Raw genomic sequence first — 16,178 nt, forward strand, 5'->3', positions numbered from 1 at the left:
CCGCAACCGCGCCGGTATCGGCGGTCGTTGCGCACTCGCAACCCACCCCGCCGCGCACATCCGCTCGGTGCGCCAGAGGCGGCAAGCCCCCGTCCCGGCGCGTGACGTACAGACGGGCCCGTCGGCCATGGTTGAGGCCGTTACCGACGACAACTCCACTGCAGGCCGACGGCGTTGGTACAGAGCCGATCGGGGCGATCCTCCGCCTCGGCGCTCTCGGTATCGAACCGGCCGGCACTCCGGTGTCCGCCGTTCGGGTCGAAGTCACCGGGATCGACAACGGTGCCCGGGTCCGGTCCGCATTCCACCGGCGTCTTCGACAAAGCCATCGCCCACTGACGACCCGGGTACACGAAAATCAGGAGCCCGGCCACCGGCCGGGCTCCTGAACACTGGTAGCGGGGGCAGGATTCGAACCATGCGACCTCTGGGTTATGAGCCCAGCGAGCTACCGAGCTGCTCCACCCCGCGTCGGTACGACCAGTCTACGGATTCCGAGCGGCGGGCGCGTCTCCTTTTCTCCGGGCGGCCCCCCGACACCACCCTGGTGGACGAAGCCCTCGCCCGGGCGCCGAATGCGAGTAGCCTTCCACCTCGACGACAACCGCGGGCAAGTGCGCCGTCGCCCCCGAGCCCGTCGATGGTGCTGTTGCGGTGACGGGGGCGGGGCACGGTGGTGGCGTTCGCGCCGTTGGAGGCGGGGGATCCCGAGCGGATTGGCCGGTACCGGATCGTCGGGCTGCTGGGCCGGGGTGGCATGGGCCGGGTGTACCTGGGCCTGTCGTCGAGTGGTCGCGCGGTCGCGGTGAAGGTGGTGCGGGTCGAGTTCGCGGACGATCCCAGGTTCCGGCGGCGGTTCGTGCGGGAGGTGGAGGCGGCCCGGCGGGTGACGGGGTTGTTCACCACGGCGGTGGTGGACGCCGACCCGGAGGGCATGCCGGCGTGGCTGGCCACCGCGTACGTGCCCGGCAGGTCCCTGGAGGCGGCGGTGGCCGCGCACGGCGCCTGGCCGGGCAGGGCCGCGATGGCGCTGGGGGCGGAGTTGGCGGAGGCGCTGGACGCCATCCACCGTGCGGACCTGGTGCACCGCGATCTCAAGCCGTCGAACGTGCTGTTGGCGGCGGACGGGCCGCGGGTGATCGACTTCGGGATCTCCCTGGCCGCCGAGTCCACCATGCTCACCGAGAGCGGGGCGGTGATCGGCACACCGGGCTTCATCGCGCCCGAACAACTCGTGCACGGCCGGGCGTCGGCCGCCAGCGACGTCTTCGCCCTCGGCGCCGTCCTGGCCTACACCGCGACCGGACGCAACCCGTTCGGGACCGGCCACGCCCACGCCCTGAACGACCGCGTGGTCCACCTGGAACCGGACCTGGGCGGCCTGCCGCCCGAGGCGGCCGACGTGGCGGTCCGCTGCCTGGCCAAGGAACCGGGCCTGCGCCCCACCGTGGCGGAGCTGATCGCGGAACTGGGCCGGTTGTCGGAGGTCGAGGGGGTCGACGGTTTCTTCACCGAGGTCGCGTGGCTGCCCGAGCCGGTGGCCGCGGAGATCGCCCGCGCTCGGGCCGAGCCGCTGCCGACCCCGATCGCGCCCGCCGCCACCGTCGCGACGACGTACTTCCCGCCCCCGACGGCCGTGGACCTGCCACGTTCCGGCACCGCGTCCGGTGGCGGGTACCGCGGAGGCGCCCGGCGTCGGATTCTTGCGGGGCTTGCCGTGCTCGTGGTCCTCGTCTGCGTCGTCACGGCGGCGCTCGTGTTCGGTCGTTCGTCCGGCGACGACCGGGGCGCCGCCGGCCACCCGTCCGGCGACGGCCGGACCGGCGCCCCCGGGTTTTCCTTGCGACTTTCGGGTGGGGTTTGTTGATGGGGCGCCGGGCCTGTCGGTGTGCCGAGGCACGCTGGTTGTCACAAAGGCAGGTTTGTTGTCGTCGGGATGCCGGTGCGTGGATCGCTGTTCGACCGGACACGTCTTTGGGCAGGTCAGGGTGCGGCTGGCGCGGTCCGGCTGGTGACAACACGTGCGCCTTGTCGGCCGTTGGTGACAAGCAGCTCGCCGATTCGGTGACAACAAACGTGCTTCGCAGGCAGGGAAATCGCGGCGCGGGGCGGGTCGTTGGTGACAACCAGCGTGCTTTGGCACACCTCCGACAGCGGTCGCGCGAATGGGTTGATGGCTCGGGGGGTGCGAGGATCGGCGGATGGTACGCATAGGTGAGTTCTTCCTTGCCGGGGACGACGCGTCCGCCCTGCGGGTCGGCCCCCGCAGAAGTCACGACTTCCCGGCCGTGGCGTGCGACGGCATCCACCCGGATGACGCGGTGCCGAGATGGGAGGCCGAACTCACGGGCGCCGAGAGCGCACTCCGGGACGTGGTGCCCATGGCGAACGACGGGTTCACCGTCTTCGCCGTGCCGGAGCCACTGTGCACGGCCCTGGCCGCCGCAGGGAGGGATCGGCTCCGAGTCACGGCTCTCGCGTGCCGAGGCCGTCTCCGAACCGGGCGACGAGATCTCGCCGGACGACGCGGTGGACCTCCTCGAACGGGTGTCGGCCCTGGCCGGCCGCCGCGTGGGGAAGCACCTCCACCTGTACCGCTGGTACTTCGCGGTATGACCCCTTCGCATCGACGCATCTCGATGGTGATCGGCCTCGGTGAACCGACCCCCGCGTCCGTCGGTCGTGCCGAATGTGAGCAGCGCAGGGGCGAGCGCCCTGTTGCCGATCTCGCCGTACTCCTCGCCGTCGACAGGACCGCGGCCCACAGCGTTCCGAAACGCTACCGGACCTCGGTGACGCCCTCGGCTTTCGGCGGGCACTGACGTGCTCCCTTTCGTCTACCGGGTCACCAAGTACGATCCCGCCGACCGCGACGAACGCGGCCAGTACATCGGCACCGTCGATTCGGACAGCGACCGCGGACCTGTCGAGTCGGCCTACCTGCGGGCGGTGGCCGCCTTCATCGAGGACACCGACATCGACCACCTGGCCGTCCGAGAGCCGCAAATCTCGTCCGATCTCGTCGACTTCGGCGCGGAGCCGACCCCCGAAGGGCACGGACCGGCCGGGCTCTTCCCGCCGGGTCTCGCCGGATTCCACGACGGCGCGAGGGTCTCGCTCACCCTCGGCCTGGAACTCGTCCGGGCGATGCTCCGAGGCGACGGTGTCTGGTGCCGACTGGAGGTGGAAGGCGCGTTCACCGTGCATGTCGGTTGGGACCAGTACGTCTACATCGGCAGCAGCGAACCCTGCGAGGAAGCACTGGTCCGGACCCGCGAATTCGGCCTGTTCCCGGAACGCCTGGATGCCTCCCCCTACCAGGCCCACTACGACGAGCCGGGTGAACAGCGCCCCGCCGACGACGCCTTCTGGGCCCGGCTGCGCTGGTGTGTGGCCACGCGACAGGCGGGGATGCTGGAGGAGACCCACGCCGACAACGCCACGCGTTGGCACCGGCTCGACGACGGATCCCTCGACGGGGTACGCGCTCGACTGACCCCCCGGGCCCGGCTGGAGGTCTGGCCGGACCTGTCCGCCGACGTCGCCGCGGTCCTGGCGAGTCTTCCCGAAGAAGGCCTGATCGAACTCGTCTGGGAGGACCCGGACGGCCGCATCATGAGCGCCACCGCCGACGAGACCCGGTTCGCGGACCTCGCGGCTCGGGTCACCGGCGCCCGTGCCGCGGCCGCTCTGTCCCTGTACGTCGACGAACGCCGACCCCTGTTCACCGCCGTCCTGCCCGACGACGACGGCGTCCTGCGAGCCCGCTGGCGGACCGAACCGACACCGAGCGACCGTCACTGGGCCATCCTCAAGACCCTGCGCCCGGGGCGGATCGTCACCGGGACGGTGACCGAGATGGCCGGCGCCGATGTCACGTCCGTGGACATCGGAGGCTTCATCGCGACGATCGACCCTCCCAAACCATCCCGGCAGCGCCTCGACCACTCCGCCGACATCGTCACCATCGGTCGGGAGATCAGCGCAAGGATCCTCGACGTCGACATGGTGCGCGAGCAAGTGCGGCTGTCACCAGGCACCGTTAGGCCCCTTTAGTTAGACGATCAGCGACGTCCGTCGCGCGGTCCGGGACGGATGCTCGCATCCGTTGGGAAATCCGGTGGCTGGAGGACGGGGTTGCCTCGAGGACGCCGATCTCGACCGGACTGCGGGCGGTTCATCCGAACAGGCCGATCGCCTGCCCGCCACGTCCCCGGCGCGGTGAGCGCCCGGACCCACTCGGCGGACCACGTCGACACCGAGTCCACCGCTGCGGGGTCGTCCGCAGCGCCGGCACTTCGACCACCACGGACACCGACTCCGGACACAGCCTCCTGCTGCGCCCGCGCCTGCCTGGTCGAGGACGGTACGACGGCGCACGTTCGCCCGCTGCGCCCCGCGTGCTCGACACCCTCGACGTCACCGAGCCCCCGCAGCCCCTGAGCCCCCACCACAGCAGCGCCTGGCGCACCACCGCCTGGAAGATCAAGATCGCCACCGAACCGGCCGCCGTCGCCTCCCTCACACCGTCGTGGGTGACGGGCCGACCTGCGCGATCTGCCGGCGGGGACGGAACGAGGGCATCGGGAGGAACGTTTCGTGATCGGCGGTGGCTCAGTTCTCGAGCCACGCCCCTCCGGGTGTGTTGCGGTGGCCGCGCCACGCCGGGAGGCTGTAGCGGTTGACCAGGGTCCACGCGGTACGGGTCGCGTCCTCCACCCAGGCGTAACCGGCGGCCGGGACGGCGCCGACACCCCGCAGGTTCTCGGTGATCCGATCCTCGGTGATGTGGCCGTTGCCGCGGCCGAGGTACTTGAGGATGTACACCGCGAGGTAGTCCACATCGCGCGCGTTGCCCTGCCCGGCGAGGATCGGTCGGAGCCGATCGCCGATCTTCTCGTCCAGCCCGCCCCAGAAACTCCGCGTTCCCGGGCCCGGGAGCATGTCGATCAAATCGACCAGGTGGGCAAGGTCGGCATCGTCGGCCAGGGCGATGGTTCCGCGCATGAAGTCCCCTCCGTCGTCGGCGGCCGCACCGCCGGGCTCGGCGCCCAGTCTCGTACCCCTGCTTCCCCCATGGAGGCGAAACGGCGAAGGGCCCGTCGACTCCCGGAAGAGCGACGGCCCGGTGATCGAGTTGCCCGCCCGCGCACTCGGCCGACTCCCGGAGGGCGTCGATCGTGACCTCGCCGACTTCGTCGCCCCGGCGGCCGACTGGGCATTCCCCGACCACTCCACGCCTTTGGTGGCCGCCCCGTCCCGCCCGCTCGATCCGCCGGTGCCGACCGGGTGGCAGCAACGGTGGAGCCGGGAAGCCGGTTCCGCCGAACAGGCGAGTGGGCGAACGGCACGGTCCGCCGTGAGCACGTTCACGTGTACTTCGTTGGGCGCCGACGAGTACGCCGACAGGCCGGGCTCCTCCGGAGGCGTCCGCGGCCCGCGCCGTGGCGCTTGATCGGTTTCGGGGCGGGAGGCCGGGAAGTCGGTGGACGTCGGCGGGATACTGTCGTCGTGGCTGTCACCCGGCAACTCGCCCGCGTCCCGGTGGAATACCTCGCCGTCTGCCGCCGGTCCGCCGTCACGTCCGCGGACGGCGATCCGCACTGGGATCCGCCGTCGGCGGATGTGCTGGATCTGGACTGGGCACCTCCTCTGCTGCTGCGGGTCGGCGAGTTGGCCGGGCTCGACAGCGTCCGCCTGGACGCGCTTCGCCGGGCCACCGACGGCGACACAGCCATCGACGTGGGCTTCCTCGACACGCACCCGCACGAAATCGGCCCTCTCGGGCCGACGCCCACCGCCCTGTCCGCTGCTCAGGTGGCCGACGTCGCGCAACTGCTCGCACGGATCCACATCTCGGCTCTCCTCGCACTCCTGCCGGTCGACGATCGGGAGGCCGGTTCCCTGATCGGCCACGGCGCCGACCGGATCATCGGCGGCCCCAAGGCGTATCTGAGGACACACTTCGACGCCCTGCGTGAGTTCTACCTCGACGCGGCCCGGCGGCAACTGTTCATTGTGCTTTGGTGTGACTGACCGACACCCTCGCCCCGAGCGAGCTCCCGCGGAGGATTCACCTCCTCCGGGGGGCCGCGCGCCGCACGGGAACGGCCCCGCACCGCACCCGAAAGGGGGCGGTAGCGGGGCTGTTCCACGTCATCCGCCACAGAGGCACAGCCCGCGCACCACGGCGCGAGGCGACGGTGCGGATCCCGCTTCCGAAGCACGCACCGCCGAAAGGAACGTCGCTGCCATCGGGCATCAGCTCACGCGTCGTTGTGCGAGCAGGTCGTGGAACGACTCGGACTGGAGCTGCACGGGCGGAGCCATGTCGCCGAAGGCGCCGGCGAACGCCCGCGGCGAGCAGTGCGGTTCCCTGAGCACCTGCTCCGCCGTGTCGTCGCCGGCGAGGTTGGGCGCCAGGGCCGCACAGGCCCGGACGCCCGCATGCGCATCGGTGAGCCAGGGGCGCGTGTCGCCACCGAGGTGGCCGACGGCGATGACGATCGTCGCCAGGTCGTACGGGGAGTCGGCGGCCCCGGCCATCGACGTCAACCGTTCCCGTAGCCGCGGACGTTGCGCGTGGGCTGCGGGATGCCGGGCCAGGGACCCGATGGCCGCGGCGGCGCAGGCCCTGCGTCTGGGGCGTTCCGACGCGAGGTGGGGCAGTGTGCGCCGCAGGAGCTCGGGAACCGCGTCGAAGCAGGCGAGCGTCGCCCGGTCGAGGACGAGTTCCCCCAGCCCCGTGCCGTCCCGCCACATCCGGGTCCTGCCGTCCGCGTCGGCCGACACGTACTCGGCGGTCCAGGCCCGCAATTTCGGCGCGTGGTCCCGGACCCGGGTACGGATCTCTGCGGCCCGGTCGCCGAGGTCGGCGGCGACGCCGACCTCGTACAGATAGGCGAGCATGGCATCGGGCAGCGTGGGATCGTCGCGCCCGAGCAGCGGGTTGTCCAGGAGTTCGGTGACAAGCCTCGCCGTGGGCGCCGTCGCGGGCCAGGCCCCGCCCTCGCGGCGAAGCGTCTGCGACCACAGGTGCGAGTACCCGTCGACGAGGGCCCACGCGTCGTCGCCGAGAAGGGCCGCCAGGCGCCGCGGTGTGTCGCCGGCAGTGCCCGAGGCATGGAACAGGCCGGACCAGTCCACGTCATGCGCACGGTCATCCACGACGGGGATGCTGCCACAACACCTCGACGGGCTCACACCGACCGGACGAAACGGACAAGGCCCAAACGGAGGAGCAGTTCGTCGTCACTCCCTGGGGACTGCCGGAAATCCCCAATATCGACGTCAAACCCGCCGGCCCCGGTTACCCGACCGTCTTGTAACGACCGTGAAGGTCGCCGGAAGTTGCGGCGTTCGGCCGCAAGCCGGGCGCGTGGCGTCACGCGCTTCGTGCGACGGGCACGCCGAACACCTCGTCGAATCGGTGTGCCCGGGCGGTGCCGACCAGGTGATAGGAGCCGCCGGGCGGACGCCACGAGTCGGCGGTGTAGTGCGCGACTTCGGCGGGGGTGAGCACGCGCAGGTCGCCGAAGACGTAGAACAGCGGCATCGGGGCGTTCGCCCCGACGAAGACCAACCCGGCCCGCACACACGCCCGCGAGACGGCGTACCGGCCGGAAGTGGTGCTCGGCAGCGCCGTCTTCGCGTCGATGGCCACCAAGTCCCGACCGCGCGAGGCGATCAGGTCGGGAAACTGCCGCAGCGCCGTGTCGGAGCACCTCAACGCTTCCCGGATCGCGGCGGGGTAGGTGCCCTGTCCGCACCGGTGCGCGGTCCAGCCGCGGTGTTCCAATTCCCGCATGACGCGGACTTCGTGCCGTTCCCCGATGGTCTTGCGCGTGTGCCAGTCGGACATCGGTCTCTCCCCGAGAAAGTGGCCGTGGTACCAAGTCGAATGGTTCCGTCCCACGAAGGTACCGGCTAGCATGCCGTCATGACGGCATACGTTGACCCACGCTTTCGTCCCACGCTCTGGCCGGGTGTCGTTGTTCCCGCGCCGCCGATCCGGCCGTTCGGCGAGGTCTGGGTCGACGGTGACTGGATCTGCTGGGGCCCCGGAGGACTCGGGAAGCGGCCGGAGCCGGCCGAGCTTCCCGAGGACTTCTACCTGCGGGAACTCATGGAGACCCCGGCCGACGATCTGGACGCCGCAGCACAGCTCTTCGTCGACTACGGATTGCTGTTCGACCTCGATCGTCGCGACCTCCGGCTGGTGAACCTCGCCCAGGAGGAGATCGACCGGATCGATGCCATCCCCGATCCCGGATTCGACGACGACGATCGTTACTGGCTGGGCGTTCACCGCGACCTGGTCCGCCTCCACCTGGAAACCGCCCAGGAAGCGATCACGACCTGGCTCGCCTGCCAACGCGAGGGAGGCCTCGAAGAACTCGTGGAGCCCGGAGTCACCGACGCCGAACTCGCCGCGGTACGTGCCCAGAACCCCACCCATGACCCGCCGTGGCCGGCCTCCCTCGACGAACTGCGCGCTGTTCGGATCTGGAGCCGCGTGCAAGGCCTCGAGGACGCCCTTGCCGGGGCGCTGAGCCGGTTCAGCATCGGACCCGGCGACCTCGTCGACCGCAATCCCAGCGTCTACTCCGTCGCGTTCCTGCAGCTGTACAACCACATCGCCGAACAAGCGACCACACGACGCTGCGCCAACGAGAACTGCGGACGACACTTCGTACGCCAACGCGGACGCGCGACGTACGGCCAGCACCGCACCAGCGGCGTCCTGTACTGCTCCCGCGAATGCGCGCGCGCCCAGGCCCAACGCAATCTCCGTCGACGGCGCCGGCAAGAGGCGGATGCCTCGTGACCCGAACCGAGACGGTATCGGTGGTGCTTCCCGGGCCCGACTGAGCGCGTGACCGTCGCCTGCCGTCGGCAGAGTCCCCGAGGACGGTACGTTCCGATACCAGCCCCACCAGGCACGCATGACCGCACAGATGTGCACCGGCGCAGGAAGGTACCTCCAGGCGTTTGCCGTGGCATGGATCCACGAACCGGAGGAGTTCGCCTCCTCCAGGCGCACGATGCTGGACGACGCGGCCGAAGGCCCCGACGAAACCGGGAGAAAGTCGTGAACGAAGACCCGCAGCACACACTGATCCCGCTCGACGAGGCCCGCGTCGCCTACGCCGAGTTGCTGGTCGATCTCATCGAGGACGCCTACGAGGCGTTCCCCACCCAGGGCACGAGTGAAGTGGCCACCGCGCTCGCCATCGCCACCAGGGCGATGCACCTCCTGCGCGCCGCAGTCGTCCTGCAACGCGAACGCGGTACCTCGTGGGCGGACATCGCGCACGGCACCGGTCGCGACGAGGCCCGGGTCCGCGAGGATTTCGAGGACGCCGTGCGCACGTGGACACAACAGGGCAGGCGACGCCACCGGGGCGATGCGGACACGCTGATGGTGGCCGGCCTGATCGACGGCTGGTACCGGCAGAGCGCGGACCCCGACGTGCCCCGCGTGATGACCGACCTGCTCGACCCCGCCGATCACGACGCCCGCGACCGCGCCAACCACGACCGCGCGCAGAGCGAGGCCCTGCGCGCGGCCAACGCCGAACTTTCCCGGCCGGACGACGTTTCGCAGACCGCGGCCGTCATGGACGTCCTGGCGGACCGGCTCGCCGGCCACGAACCGCCTCTGACCGACGAACACCGCTGGGCCGCACAGGAGATCCGCACGGGACTGACGCGAATCGTCACCGAGCCGTAGCCGCCGTGACCGGCCCGAATGCGGACACACCTTGTTCGGGTCGGCGGTCCGGTGCCGGTGTCCGGCCGGGATCGGCCGGCGGCCGGTCCCGGAATGGTTGTGCACCGGGCCGGGGTCGGTCGGCTGTGTCAGCCGATCACGACGGCTGTCGCATCGTCGCGGTATCCGGCTGCGGTCGTCTCGGCGGCGGCCACGAGCGCGTCGGCCAAGGCCTGCGGAATGGTCCAAAGAAGCTTACCGTTCGAATACTGACGGCATCGCGTATTTGTTCGTCGCGAGTTCGAAGCACCGCAAGTAGCGCTTTCTGGCGCATGGGCTCAATCGGGGTAGCTGACGCCGGGGAGTCCCACTGCGTCGTAGAGATGGTGCAGCCAGCCGCTGGCAAAGGCGTGCTCGATGCCGGTGGGGTTGGCGGTGAGGCCTGCTTCGGCGGCCCAGGCGACGGCTCCGGCGACTGCGTGTTCGCGCCGGTAGTCGGTGGGGAGTGCGTCGGGGTAGTCGCTGAGGATGCATTCCTCGGTGAAGACGCCGTCCCAGCGCAGGCCGGAGGGTGTGGCGGCTTCGCCGATCGCGCAGTCGTCGGCCATGACGTAGAAGGCCATCGCGGGGGCGCCGGTCGCGGCGACCACGGCGGTGATGTCGGCGTCGTCGCCGGGGCGGGAGTACATCCAGATCTCGCGCCACGAGCCCCTGGGGTAGTCGTCCAGGACGCCGTTGCCGAACGCGGCGACGGCAGGATGCTCGGCGAGTTTGTGGTCGCCCTTGGCGACGACGATGTAGCCCCAGTAGCCCATGGCGGGAACGTAGCGGCGCGAGATGACAGAGGTTCGGCGGGCTGTGGCAACTGAGCAAATTACCGCTAGAAGATGGTGAGTTGCCCTGTTTACTGGCGTCTGTATGAGGCATAGCTGACCCAGTGGGTGCCTGCATCGCGGGCGTGTTGTTTGGCGACTCCGGGGCTGAAGCCGAGCGCCTGTGCGGCGAGGACGGGTGGCACCGCATGGACCAGAGCGCGGAAGGCTGCGGTGCGGGTGCCGCGTAGATGGATGCCGTCGTCGTCCGGCCCGGCCGCGATCCACCGCCCGTCGGCGATCTCGGCCGCGATTCGCTCGGCCGCCGACGCCACCGCCGTCGTGTCGTCGGGGGAGCCGTGCGATCCGATGCCGTGCCACTCCCCGGGATCCCACACCACCAGCACCTCCCCGAGGTGCACCGCGCACCCGAGCGCGGAGTCCTCGGCCCCGCCGCACGCGGCCACCCACCCCAGCAACAACTCGCCCGCGTCGTCGACCGGCCCGTCGCAGACGTGCGACGACCGCGCGCCCAACGGACACCGCTCCCCACCGCCACCGCCCGACTCGTCGTGCTCGCGGTCCTCGATGTGCTCGGCCACGCAGGTCCCTCCCGTAGTGGACGGAGCCCACATCCTCACCCGCTCGCCGCCGTCCGCGCGGGGATTCGAGTGATCCGCCACCCCGGCCGCCGAACGCGGCACCGACCCGCGACCCATGGCCCGCGATGCATGTGGCCACACACGGGGCGAGAAAGGGTCACTACCGCAGGTCGAGCACGTCGTCTCGCCTGTGTGTGGGACGTCGTTCGCGGCGGACCCGTCATGCAGAGGCGGTACGAGCCAGGATCTCCGTCATCTCCCGGGCGGTGTCCATGAGCTTTTTCGCGAATCCCGGCTCGTCGTCCACCAAGAGCATGAGTCCGGAGGAGAAGGAGACGAGGGGATCGCTCGCCCGATGACGTCCCGCAGTTCGGCGATGTGCCGGTCACGGATCTCGGTGTGGTCGGGCGCAACGGCCATGATCGGATCTCCTCGGGATTGCCGGTCGCGGACGGGGGTCGGTGTCGTGCCGGCCGGCGCCCGCCCGCGATGTGCCGCTCGGCTCGGGGGATGGGCCGATCGGTGTCGCCGGCCCGACGACGGGCAGACGCCGAACCCCCACACCCGAGCCAACGACCCAACCGCCCCCGAGGTGACGCCCCGGGCGGGGTCGGCGGAGGCCGGGCCGACGCTTCAGCGCGGCCCGGCCGGGCCCCAGAAGCCCGGCCAACGTGTCCAACGCGGTGTTCGCCGCGCCCCGCCGATCGTCCGGCGACATCGCGCCGACAGTCGCGAAGTGCTTCGTACGCGCCGGGCCGGCCTCGACGTCGGCCGTCTGTGGACCGCCATGACCGGGCTGCCCGCTGCCGCCGCCGACGTGCTCCGATTCCTCCGTATTCGATCCACGCCGACCAACCGCCGCAGCAGCGTGTTCCCACAGTCGGCTGTGGTTCGGCCGGCCGTAGGAGGTCGATGTCGGTGAGCGGCGGTAGCGTCCGCCGGATGAGTATCGATACGACTCCCGGTGCCGAGGTCCGTGTCCAGCTCTCGCCGGAAGCGGTGGGGCGGGTGCGGGAGTTGATCGGTCTCGGGCTCGCCGCGTCGGTCGAGGACTACGTGGCCGACTCCGTTCGCAACCGCCTTGCCGGATTCCAGGACCTCACCACCGGTCGGCCCGGCGGGGATCCGAAGGAATGGGTGGTCCCCGGCCGCCACGCGTGACCCCCAGCCGAACCACAGGCCCAAGGGACGACGATCGTCCAGGGGCTGCTCCGCCCGCTCCGAGCGTTCACCATCCGGATCCTGTGTGCCGGCGTCGGCGGCGGGCCGAGGCCGGCAGCGACGGCTCGACGCACCCGGGTGATCCGTGGACCCCGCGATATCCGGCGCCGGCCGGGCGAAACGACGCCATGTGGAGCCCACGCCCGGCAGGGCACGCCGATCGACGGGGGAGAGCCATGAGGGGATGGAGACGAGTGCATGGGAGGCGGAGTCGTCCGGTGTCGGATCAGCCGTCGTGCGGGCGAATTTCGGGCGGCGGCTCCACGATCACCGGTTACGGGATCGGGTGGGTCCGCACATCCTCCTTCTACGCAGCACACGATCACGACGCTGCTCCCGCGCGCCGCCGGGGCGCGTTCACGACGGGTCGGGCGTCGGTCCGTGTGATGGTGTCGTCGGTGGCGCGCACGTCGGCGGGTCGCAACCGGGAGGAGGGGTGTTCCCCGGGCCGACGTCCCGGAACCGAGACGCCCAGGCTCACGGGACGGCAGGGCCGCGTGGATCGGGTCAGGCGTTGGTGGGCCATCGGGGTCCGGTGTCGGGGTGGTGGGCCCACACGTACTGCGCGTCGGGTGTGACGGTCATGCCGTGGTCGTACAACCCCGGCCCGCCCTCGGCGATCCACCGGTCCCAGGCCGTTTCCAACTCGTCGCCCAGGCGCCGTGTCCCGCCCTGATACAGCGTGGTCCCGCCGCCCGTCGAGGCGGAGTACACGGCCCAGGAGGCGTGGCCGTCGTGGATCCAGGCGTTGACGCCGTCGGCATCACGCGCGGCCTGTATACGCAGTTCGGGGAGGGCGACGCGCAACGCGAAGAGCAGGTCCGGGTCGTCGCACAACGGCGCCAGGGCCCGCGTCGCGCCGCGTTCGTCCTCGGCCGGTGCGTCGCCGCGGACGTCGACGAAGCGGGGTTCGGCGCGGGTGCCGCGGGCGGGCATGAACGTGGCAAGTCCCTGGACCCAGCCGGAGGCGGACAGCCCGTCGTCGGCGACGGTCAACGCGACATGCCCCAACCGCCCCCACGGTGTGACCAGGCGACCTCCGGGGCGAGTGTGGGCGATCCACGCCCACGGCACCCGCTCCACCGCGTACGTCGAGACCACCCGATCCCACGCCGGCTGCGCCGGGAGGCCGTGCGCGCCGTCCCCGACCTCGACGCGCACGTCGACCCCCGCCGCGGCGAGGGCCTTGCGGGCCCCCTCGGCCAGGTCGGGGTCGACCTCGACACTGACGACGTTGCCCGCCCCGGCGCGGCGGGCGAGCAGGGCCGCGTTCCACCCGGTCCCGGTGCCCAACTCCAGAACCCGGTGCCCAGGCTCCAGGAGCAGCGAGTCGAGCATGTCCACCACCACCGCCTGGCACGACAGGCTCGAGGTGGGCACTCCGTCCACGACCTGCGTCACCGCGGCGTCGTCCGGTCCGGCGTAGACCAACGACAGCCACGCGTGTTCGTCGACCGCGCGATCCACCGCGACGTAGCCGGCGCCGTTCCAACGCCAGAGCCGATCGGGCGCGAACGCGTCCCGCGGCGTTGCCTCCACCGCGTCACGGATCCACGGCGCGCGCCCGGGCCAGTCCCCACGCCGTTCCATCTCGCCCGCCAGGCGCGACCGCGCCTCGATCGGGTCCACGGCGGTTACTCGTCCTTCTTGTGCCGGCCGTTGGACGGCGGGGGAGGGGGGACGCGCCCGTCGGCGTTGTCCGGCGGGGGAGTGCCCTTCGACGGATCCGGCGGCGGCTTCTCGTGTTGTCCCATGAACGCCTCCTCGGTCACGCACAGAGACCCCATGATGACGCGGCAACACATCCACACGGAAGACGTATCGCACTGCGAGGACGCGTCCGCGGTGCGCCGTGTCCCGCCGTGTCCCGGTCGGTGTCGACGATCGCGCCTGGCTACTCCGGTGTGTCTGCCGTTTCGTTCGCGAGGGCGGCCGTGGCGGCCTTCTTGAGGGCCTGGCGGTCGGGGGCGCTGTCGGCGCCGGCGTCGGCGCGGGCGGTGATCAGCGCGCGCATGGCGTGTAGGCGTTCGGCGCGGCGGTGGTTGAGGGTGTCGTCGTCGCCGGTCTCCGCGGCGCGCAGGCACGCGAGGTGGGCCCGTTCGAAGGCGAGCTGGTGGTCCAACAGGGGCTGGAGGTGGTCGGGCAGCGACGGCGACGAATCTTCGGACATGTGTTCGACCATACGCGACGGTCGCACCGACCCGATCGAGGCGCCCCGCAGGCCGTGCGCCTCGTTCGGGTGAACCCCGAACCCGCGCATCGCCCCCAGCGGGCCCGGCTGCGCCGGTCGGCTACCGCGGGTCGCGGCCGATGATCTGCGCGACGTGCATGCCACCTCCGCGTCACCTTCGTGCACCTTCCATGCACCCGGTCGGGTTTGCCGAAGGGACGCGGTCTCGGTTGTGATCACCCACAACCCGGTGGTACAACCGAGTTGTAGGTGACGATTCGACGAGAGGCCACCCGCCGTGAGTGCCGACCCGCACGCCCTGCCCGACATCCCCGCCGACGCCACCGACGAACAGGTGGCCGACCTCCTAGACGCCGCGCCCGTCCCCGAGCCGCGCGGGATGAGCCACGACCACGCCCGCGAGTTGTTCGCCCACCTCAACGCCCGGATCGCGGACGGGGAGACCGCCGGGGAGGAACGCAAAGCTCTCATCGCGACCCTTGTCCGGTTCGGGTGGACCCAGACGACGGTGGCCGAACTGGCCGGCATGAGCCAGCAGGCGGTGTCCAAGAGCCTGCGGACCGAGGACGCGTTCGTGCGGTCCGACGAGGACGTGTATGTCCTGATCGGTCGGCTGCTGGGCCTCGCCGAGTACGCGGCGGGCCTGCGGTGGGGGGTGGAGACCGAGGAGTCGCCGAGCGAGAAACTGGTGTACAAGATGGCCGGCCCGGCCATGTACCCCGTCACCCCGGCCTCCCTGGGGCAACTGTCCGCGATGCTCGCGAAGGAAGTCCCCGCGCGCGGATCCGACGCCCTGTCCGCGGCCTACGCGGAGGTCACGGCCGCACTCGCCCGCGTCGACCTCCCGGCGTCCGTGCCCCACACCGACGGTGTGTGGGTGCGCGTGGTGGCCGGCATGCACCGGCAGAAGGCGGAGCTGTACCGCGACTAGGTTCTGTTTCTTGGATCATGTGCGGAGCCAGATGAAGAGTGCGGCGATGGCGACGGTTCCGAGGTAGACATAGGCCCGTTTGTCGTATCTCGTGGCCACGGCACGATGGGTCTTGAGGCGGTTGATCGCTCGCTCGACGACGTTGCGTTTTCGATAGAGCTCGGCGTCGAAGCCGACCGGACGACCACCCGCAGAACCCAGTCGGAGCCTGTTGCGTATCTGGTCCGCAGGTTCGGGGATGACGTGTCGGATCCTGCGTCGTCGCAGGTGACGGCGGTTGGCGCGGGAGCTGTAGGCCTTGTCCGCGCTGACGCTGTCGGGTCTGGTCCGGGGCCTGCCGGGCCCGACGCGCGGGACCGAGATCCCCCGCAACACCGCCTCGAACTGCGGCGAATCGCCGTGTTGACCCGGTGTCAGGACAAGGGAGAGGGGCCGGCACCGTCCGTCGGCGGCGAGGTGGAGCTTGCTGGTGAACCCGCCCCGGGAGCGTCCCGGGCCCTCGCCTCCCGGACCACCTCCGCCAGCCGGTCCAGGAGACTCCGCAGGCTCGGATCGCCCGGGTTCGTCCCACCGCCCACCCCCTTTTGAGGCACTGCGGGCGGTGGGGGCGAACTCCTCGCGCCGGCTGCGTGGTGATGCGCGCGAACGGTCGTCGAATCCACCGACACCTCCCAGTCGATACCGCCGCGCGCGTCGCTCACCGCCTGGA

Annotated in this window: 15 protein-coding genes, 1 tRNA gene and 1 pseudogene; 8 read left to right on the top strand and 9 right to left on the bottom strand. The window is 71.0% G+C overall.

Annotated features, from left to right (window positions below; genetic code table 11):
• Window positions 1-393: 393 nt before the first annotated feature.
• Window positions 394-471: transfer RNA gene (locus tag ACFRCG_RS07070), tRNA-Met, on the bottom strand.
• 205 nt (window positions 472-676) lie between these two features.
• Here ACFRCG_RS07070 and ACFRCG_RS07075 point away from each other — a divergent pair.
• Window positions 677-1,867: a serine/threonine-protein kinase gene (locus ACFRCG_RS07075; RefSeq protein ID WP_380029616.1), complete on the top strand. Its 1,191-nt coding sequence runs from the start codon at window positions 677-679 to the stop codon at window positions 1,865-1,867.
• Window positions 1,868-2,823: 956 nt separating this feature from the next.
• Window positions 2,824-4,056 carry an RNA-binding protein gene (locus ACFRCG_RS07080; protein WP_380029618.1) on the top strand — a complete coding sequence of 411 codons (1,233 nt, stop codon included), beginning with the start codon at window positions 2,824-2,826 and terminating at the stop codon, window positions 4,054-4,056.
• 558 nt (window positions 4,057-4,614) lie between these two features.
• Here the strand turns inward: ACFRCG_RS07080 and ACFRCG_RS07085 are convergent.
• Window positions 4,615-5,007, bottom strand: coding sequence for a hypothetical protein (locus ACFRCG_RS07085; RefSeq protein ID WP_380029620.1), 393 nt, complete (start codon window positions 5,005-5,007; stop codon window positions 4,615-4,617).
• A 504-nt stretch (window positions 5,008-5,511) separates the two neighbouring features.
• On the opposite strand from ACFRCG_RS07085, the gene ACFRCG_RS07090 reads away from it, so the two are divergent.
• Complete coding sequence (locus ACFRCG_RS07090) at window positions 5,512-6,036, top strand: DUF1877 domain-containing protein (protein ID WP_380029622.1); 525 nt, start codon at window positions 5,512-5,514, stop codon at window positions 6,034-6,036.
• Window positions 6,037-6,261: 225 nt separating this feature from the next.
• Here the strand turns inward: ACFRCG_RS07090 and ACFRCG_RS07095 are convergent, their stop codons facing one another.
• Together ACFRCG_RS07095 and ACFRCG_RS07100 are read right to left on the bottom strand one after the other, a co-directional pair.
• Window positions 6,262-7,167 carry a hypothetical protein gene (locus ACFRCG_RS07095; RefSeq protein ID WP_380029624.1) on the bottom strand — a complete coding sequence of 302 codons (906 nt, stop codon included), beginning with the start codon at window positions 7,165-7,167 and terminating at the stop codon, window positions 6,262-6,264.
• A 217-nt stretch (window positions 7,168-7,384) separates the two neighbouring features.
• Window positions 7,385-7,861 carry a hypothetical protein gene (locus tag ACFRCG_RS07100; RefSeq protein WP_380029626.1) on the bottom strand — a complete coding sequence of 159 codons (477 nt, stop codon included), beginning with the start codon at window positions 7,859-7,861 and terminating at the stop codon, window positions 7,385-7,387.
• A gap of 78 nt (window positions 7,862-7,939) precedes the next feature.
• Here ACFRCG_RS07100 and ACFRCG_RS07105 point away from each other — a divergent pair, with 78 nt between their 5' ends.
• The 3 genes from ACFRCG_RS07105 (at window position 7,940) to ACFRCG_RS07115 (ending at window position 9,733) form a co-directional block, all read left to right on the top strand.
• Window positions 7,940-8,827 (top strand): hypothetical protein, encoded by an 888-nt coding sequence (locus tag ACFRCG_RS07105; RefSeq protein ID WP_380029628.1) that lies wholly within the window; start codon window positions 7,940-7,942, stop codon window positions 8,825-8,827.
• A 118-nt stretch (window positions 8,828-8,945) separates the two neighbouring features.
• On the top strand, window positions 8,946-9,095 hold the full coding sequence (locus ACFRCG_RS07110; RefSeq protein ID WP_380029630.1) for a hypothetical protein: 150 nt from the start codon (window positions 8,946-8,948) through the stop codon (window positions 9,093-9,095).
• Window positions 9,092-9,733 (top strand): hypothetical protein, encoded by a 642-nt coding sequence (locus ACFRCG_RS07115; RefSeq protein ID WP_380029632.1) that lies wholly within the window; start codon window positions 9,092-9,094, stop codon window positions 9,731-9,733. The genes ACFRCG_RS07110 and ACFRCG_RS07115 overlap by 4 nt, the downstream gene beginning before the upstream one ends.
• A 317-nt stretch (window positions 9,734-10,050) precedes the next feature.
• Here the strand turns inward: ACFRCG_RS07115 and ACFRCG_RS07120 are convergent, their stop codons facing one another.
• Together ACFRCG_RS07120 and ACFRCG_RS07125 are read right to left on the bottom strand one after the other, a co-directional pair.
• The gene (locus ACFRCG_RS07120) at window positions 10,051-10,527 is read right to left on the bottom strand and encodes a hypothetical protein (RefSeq protein ID WP_380029635.1); all 477 of its coding nucleotides are present in this window, start codon (window positions 10,525-10,527) and stop codon (window positions 10,051-10,053) included.
• Window positions 10,528-10,616: 89 nt separating this feature from the next.
• Window positions 10,617-11,126 (bottom strand): hypothetical protein, encoded by a 510-nt coding sequence (locus ACFRCG_RS07125; protein WP_380029637.1) that lies wholly within the window; start codon window positions 11,124-11,126, stop codon window positions 10,617-10,619.
• A 942-nt stretch (window positions 11,127-12,068) separates the two neighbouring features.
• Here ACFRCG_RS07125 and ACFRCG_RS07130 point away from each other — a divergent pair.
• Window positions 12,069-12,287, top strand: a complete 219-nt coding sequence (locus ACFRCG_RS07130; RefSeq protein ID WP_126641049.1) for a hypothetical protein — start codon at window positions 12,069-12,071, stop codon at window positions 12,285-12,287.
• 567 nt (window positions 12,288-12,854) lie between these two features.
• Here ACFRCG_RS07130 and ACFRCG_RS07135 read toward each other — a convergent pair.
• Both ACFRCG_RS07135 and ACFRCG_RS07140 read right to left on the bottom strand, forming a co-directional pair.
• On the bottom strand, window positions 12,855-13,976 hold the full coding sequence (locus tag ACFRCG_RS07135) for a methyltransferase domain-containing protein (protein ID WP_380029639.1): 1,122 nt from the start codon (window positions 13,974-13,976) through the stop codon (window positions 12,855-12,857).
• A 265-nt stretch (window positions 13,977-14,241) separates the two neighbouring features.
• Window positions 14,242-14,517 carry a hypothetical protein gene (locus ACFRCG_RS07140; RefSeq protein ID WP_380029641.1) on the bottom strand — a complete coding sequence of 92 codons (276 nt, stop codon included), beginning with the start codon at window positions 14,515-14,517 and terminating at the stop codon, window positions 14,242-14,244.
• Between the two features lie 298 nt (window positions 14,518-14,815).
• Here ACFRCG_RS07140 and ACFRCG_RS07145 point away from each other — a divergent pair, with 298 nt between their 5' ends.
• Window positions 14,816-15,469, top strand: coding sequence for a hypothetical protein (locus ACFRCG_RS07145; protein ID WP_380029644.1), 654 nt, complete (start codon window positions 14,816-14,818; stop codon window positions 15,467-15,469).
• Between the two features lie 15 nt (window positions 15,470-15,484).
• Here the strand turns inward: ACFRCG_RS07145 and ACFRCG_RS07150 are convergent.
• Window positions 15,485-16,178 (bottom strand): annotated as a pseudogene (locus tag ACFRCG_RS07150) (IS5 family transposase); the annotation flags it as partial.

The organism is Embleya sp. NPDC056575, assembly GCF_042793325.1.
Taxonomy (GTDB): Bacteria; Actinomycetota; Actinomycetes; order Streptomycetales; family Streptomycetaceae; genus Embleya.

What these genes read in the sequence shown, in the direction of transcription:
- ACFRCG_RS07140 (WP_380029641.1), bottom strand. Translation starts at nt 14,517, where the DNA reads ATGTCCGAAGATTCGTCGCCGTCGCTGCCCGACCACCTCCAGCCCCTG.
- ACFRCG_RS07120 (WP_380029635.1), bottom strand. Translation starts at nt 10,527, where the DNA reads ATGGGCTACTGGGGCTACATCGTCGTCGCCAAGGGCGACCACAAACTC.
- ACFRCG_RS07110 (WP_380029630.1), top strand. Translation starts at nt 8,946, where the DNA reads ATGACCGCACAGATGTGCACCGGCGCAGGAAGGTACCTCCAGGCGTTT.
- ACFRCG_RS07105 (WP_380029628.1), top strand. Translation starts at nt 7,940, where the DNA reads ATGACGGCATACGTTGACCCACGCTTTCGTCCCACGCTCTGGCCGGGT.
- ACFRCG_RS07100 (WP_380029626.1), bottom strand. Translation starts at nt 7,861, where the DNA reads ATGTCCGACTGGCACACGCGCAAGACCATCGGGGAACGGCACGAAGTC.
- ACFRCG_RS07130 (WP_126641049.1), top strand. Translation starts at nt 12,069, where the DNA reads ATGAGTATCGATACGACTCCCGGTGCCGAGGTCCGTGTCCAGCTCTCG.
- ACFRCG_RS07085 (WP_380029620.1), bottom strand. Translation starts at nt 5,007, where the DNA reads ATGCGCGGAACCATCGCCCTGGCCGACGATGCCGACCTTGCCCACCTG.